1 tRNA gene and 2 rRNA genes are annotated in these 4,854 nt (G+C 50.1%); all 3 read left to right on the top strand.

Annotated elements, in window-relative coordinates:
• Positions 1 to 131: 131 nt before the first annotated feature.
• The 3 genes from K1I71_RS09390 (at position 132) to K1I71_RS09380 (ending at position 4,828) form a co-directional block, all read left to right on the top strand.
• A 16S ribosomal RNA gene (locus K1I71_RS09390) occupies positions 132 to 1,678 on the top strand.
• Between the two features lie 51 nt (positions 1,679 to 1,729).
• Positions 1,730 to 1,802: transfer RNA gene (locus K1I71_RS09385), tRNA-Ala, on the top strand.
• Between the two features lie 124 nt (positions 1,803 to 1,926).
• Positions 1,927 to 4,828: ribosomal RNA gene (locus K1I71_RS09380) — 23S ribosomal RNA — on the top strand.
• The 16S and 23S rRNA genes sit together here with 1 tRNA gene alongside, the layout of an rRNA operon.
• The last annotated feature ends 26 nt before the right edge of the window (positions 4,829 to 4,854 follow it).

The following is a 4,854-nucleotide window of genomic DNA, read 5'->3' as shown; positions in this document are numbered from 1 at the left end:
CAAGTGACAAAGACCTTTGAAAACTGAACAAGACGAACCAATGTGCAGGGCACTACAACTAAGGTTGTAGTACTGAACAATGAAAAAAACAATAAATCTGTCAGTGACAGAAATGAGTGAGAACTCAAACTTTTAATGAGAGTTTGATCCTGGCTCAGGACGAACGCTGGCGGCGTGCCTAATACATGCAAGTAGAACGCTGAAGGAGGAGCTTGCTTCTCCGGATGAGTTGCGAACGGGTGAGTAACGCGTAGGTAACCTGCCTGGTAGCGGGGGATAACTATTGGAAACGATAGCTAATACCGCATAAGAGTAGATGTTGCATGACATTTGCTTAAAAGGTGCAATTGCATCACTACCAGATGGACCTGCGTTGTATTAGCTAGTTGGTGGGGTAACGGCTCACCAAGGCGACGATACATAGCCGACCTGAGAGGGTGATCGGCCACACTGGGACTGAGACACGGCCCAGACTCCTACGGGAGGCAGCAGTAGGGAATCTTCGGCAATGGACGGAAGTCTGACCGAGCAACGCCGCGTGAGTGAAGAAGGTTTTCGGATCGTAAAGCTCTGTTGTAAGAGAAGAACGAGTGTGAGAGTGGAAAGTTCACACTGTGACGGTATCTTACCAGAAAGGGACGGCTAACTACGTGCCAGCAGCCGCGGTAATACGTAGGTCCCGAGCGTTGTCCGGATTTATTGGGCGTAAAGCGAGCGCAGGCGGTTAGATAAGTCTGAAGTTAAAGGCTGTGGCTTAACCATAGTACGCTTTGGAAACTGTTTAACTTGAGTGCAAGAGGGGAGAGTGGAATTCCATGTGTAGCGGTGAAATGCGTAGATATATGGAGGAACACCGGTGGCGAAAGCGGCTCTCTGGCTTGTAACTGACGCTGAGGCTCGAAAGCGTGGGGAGCAAACAGGATTAGATACCCTGGTAGTCCACGCCGTAAACGATGAGTGCTAGGTGTTAGACCCTTTCCGGGGTTTAGTGCCGCAGCTAACGCATTAAGCACTCCGCCTGGGGAGTACGACCGCAAGGTTGAAACTCAAAGGAATTGACGGGGGCCCGCACAAGCGGTGGAGCATGTGGTTTAATTCGAAGCAACGCGAAGAACCTTACCAGGTCTTGACATCCCTCTGACCGCTCTAGAGATAGAGTTTTCCTTCGGGACAGAGGTGACAGGTGGTGCATGGTTGTCGTCAGCTCGTGTCGTGAGATGTTGGGTTAAGTCCCGCAACGAGCGCAACCCCTATTGTTAGTTGCCATCATTCAGTTGGGCACTCTAGCGAGACTGCCGGTAATAAACCGGAGGAAGGTGGGGATGACGTCAAATCATCATGCCCCTTATGACCTGGGCTACACACGTGCTACAATGGCTGGTACAACGAGTCGCAAGCCGGTGACGGCAAGCTAATCTCTTAAAGCCAGTCTCAGTTCGGATTGTAGGCTGCAACTCGCCTACATGAAGTCGGAATCGCTAGTAATCGCGGATCAGCACGCCGCGGTGAATACGTTCCCGGGCCTTGTACACACCGCCCGTCACACCACGAGAGTTTGTAACACCCGAAGTCGGTGAGGTAACCTTTTAGGAGCCAGCCGCCTAAGGTGGGATAGATGATTGGGGTGAAGTCGTAACAAGGTAGCCGTATCGGAAGGTGCGGCTGGATCACCTCCTTTCTAAGGATAAGGAACTGCGCATTGGTCTTGTTTAGTCTTGAGAGGTCTTGTGGGGCCTTAGCTCAGCTGGGAGAGCGCCTGCTTTGCACGCAGGAGGTCAGCGGTTCGATCCCGCTAGGCTCCATTGGTGAGAGATCACCAAGTAATGCACATTGAAAATTGAATATCTATATCAAATAGTAACAAGAAAATAAACCGAAAACGCTGTAGTATTAATAAGAGTTTATGACTGAAAGGTCAAAAAGTAAGGTTAAGTTAATAAGGGCGCACGGTGGATGCCTTGGCACTAGGAGCCGAAGAAGGACGTGACAAACGACGATATGCCTTGGGTAGCTGTAAGTAAGCGATGATCCAGGGATTTCCGAATGGGGGAACCCAACAGGTACTACCTGTTACCCGCATCTGTTAAGGATGTGAGGAGGAAGACGCAGTGAACTGAAACATCTAAGTAGCTGCAGGAAGAGAAAGCAAAAGCGATTGCCTTAGTAGCGGCGAGCGAAACGGCAGAAGGGCAAACCGAGGAGTTTACTCTTCGGGGTTGTAGGACTGCAATGTGGACTCAAAGATTATAGAAGAATGATTTGGGAAGATCAGCCAAAGAGAGTAATAGCCTCGTATTTAAAATAGTCTTTGTACCTAGCAGTATCCTGAGTACGGCGGGACACGTGAAATCCCGTCGGAATCTGGGAGGACCATCTCCCAACCCTAAATACTCCCTAGTGACCGATAGTGAACCAGTACCGTGAGGGAAAGGTGAAAAGCACCCCGGGAGGGGAGTGAAATAGAACCTGAAACCGTGTGCCTACAACAAGTTCGAGCCCGTTAATGGGTGAGAGCGTGCCTTTTGTAGAATGAACCGGCGAGTTACGTTATGATGCGAGGTTAAGTTGAAGAGACGGAGCCGTAGGGAAACCGAGTCTGAATAGGGCGAATTAGTATCATGACGTAGACCCGAAACCATGTGACCTACCCATGAGCAGGTTGAAGGTGCGGTAAGACGCACTGGAGGACCGAACCAGGGCACGTTGAAAAGTGCTTGGATGACTTGTGGGTAGCGGAGAAATTCCAAACGAACTTGGAGATAGCTGGTTCTCTCCGAAATAGCTTTAGGGCTAGCGTCGACATTAGAGATTCTTGGAGGTAGAGCACTGTTTGGGTGAGGGGTCCATCCCGGATTACCAATCTCAGATAAACTCCGAATGCCAATGAATTATGGTCGGCAGTCAGACTGCGAGTGCTAAGATCCGTAGTCGAAAGGGAAACAGCCCAGACCACCAGCTAAGGTCCCAAAATAATTGTTAAGTGGAAAAGGATGTGGGGTTGCACAGACAACTAGGATGTTAGCTTAGAAGCAGCTATTCATTCAAAGAGTGCGTAATAGCTCACTAGTCGAGTGACCCTGCGCCGAAAATGTACCGGGGCTAAAACAATTTACCGAAGCTGTGGATACCTTTATAGGTATGGTAGGAGAGCGTTCTATGTGTGATGAAGGTGTACCGTGAGGAGTGCTGGAACGCATAGAAGTGAGAATGCCGGTATGAGTAGCGAAAGACAGGTGAGAATCCTGTCCACCGTAAGACTAAGGTTTCCAGGGGAAGGCTCGTCCGCCCTGGGTTAGTCGGGACCTAAGGAGAGACCGAAAGGTGTATCCGATGGACAACAGGTTGATATTCCTGTACTAGAGTATGTAGTGATGGAGGGACGCAGTAGGCTAACTAAAGCAGACGATTGGAAGTGTCTGTCTAAGCAGTGAGGTGTGAACTGAGTCAAATGCTTAGTTCTATAACATTGAGCTGTGATGGGGAGCGAAGTTTAGTAGCGAAGTTAGTGACGTCACACTGCCAAGAAAAGCTTCTAGCGTTTAAACATACTCTACCCGTACCGCAAACCGACACAGGTAGTCGAGGCGAGTAGCCTCAGGTGAGCGAGAGAACTCTCGTTAAGGAACTCGGCAAAATGACCCCGTAACTTCGGGAGAAGGGGTGCTGACTTTAAGTCAGCCGCAGTGAATAGGCCCAAGCAACTGTTTATCAAAAACACAGCTCTCTGCTAAATCGTAAGATGATGTATAGGGGGTGACGCCTGCCCGGTGCTGGAAGGTTAAGAGGAGTGCTTAGCGTAAGCGAAGGTATGAATTGAAGCCCCAGTAAACGGCGGCCGTAACTATAACGGTCCTAAGGTAGCGAAATTCCTTGTCGGGTAAGTTCCGACCCGCACGAAAGGCGTAATGATTTGGGCACTGTCTCAACGAGAGACTCGGTGAAATTTTAGTACCTGTGAAGATGCAGGTTACCCGCGACAGGACGGAAAGACCCCATGGAGCTTTACTGCAGTTTGATATTGAGTGTCTGTACCACATGTACAGGATAGGTAGGAGTCTATGAGATCGGGACGCCAGTTTCGAAGGAGACGTTGTTGGGATACTACCCTTGTGTTATGGCCACTCTAACCCAGATAGGTGATCCCTATCGGAGACAGTGTCTGACGGGCAGTTTGACTGGGGCGGTCGCCTCCTAAAAGGTAACGGAGGCGCCCAAAGGTTCCCTCAGAATGGTTGGAAATCATTCGCAGAGTGTAAAGGTATAAGGGAGCTTGACTGCGAGAGCTACAACTCGAGCAGGGACGAAAGTCGGGCTTAGTGATCCGGTGGTTCCGTATGGAAGGGCCATCGCTCAACGGATAAAAGCTACCCTGGGGATAACAGGCTTATCTCCCCCAAGAGTTCACATCGACGGGGAGGTTTGGCACCTCGATGTCGGCTCGTCGCATCCTGGGGCTGTAGTCGGTCCCAAGGGTTGGGCTGTTCGCCCATTAAAGCGGCACGCGAGCTGGGTTCAGAACGTCGTGAGACAGTTCGGTCCCTATCCGTCGCGGGCGTAGGAAATTTGAGAGGATCTGCTCCTAGTACGAGAGGACCAGAGTGGACTTACCGCTGGTGTACCAGTTGTCTTGCCAAAGGCATCGCTGGGTAGCTATGTAGGGAAGGGATAAACGCTGAAAGCATCTAAGTGTGAAACCCACCTCAAGATGAGATTTCCCATGATTTTATATCAGTAAGAGCCCTGAGAGATGATCAGGTAGATAGGTTAGAAGTGGAAGTGTGGCGACACATGTAGCGGACTAATACTAATAGCTCGAGGACTTATCCAAAGTAACTGAGAATATGAAAGCGAACG

It is taken from the genome of Streptococcus mitis (genome assembly GCF_019929545.1).
Classification (GTDB): Bacteria; Bacillota; Bacilli; order Lactobacillales; family Streptococcaceae; genus Streptococcus; species Streptococcus mitis_BU.
This window is presented reverse-complemented; position numbering and strand designations above follow the sequence as displayed.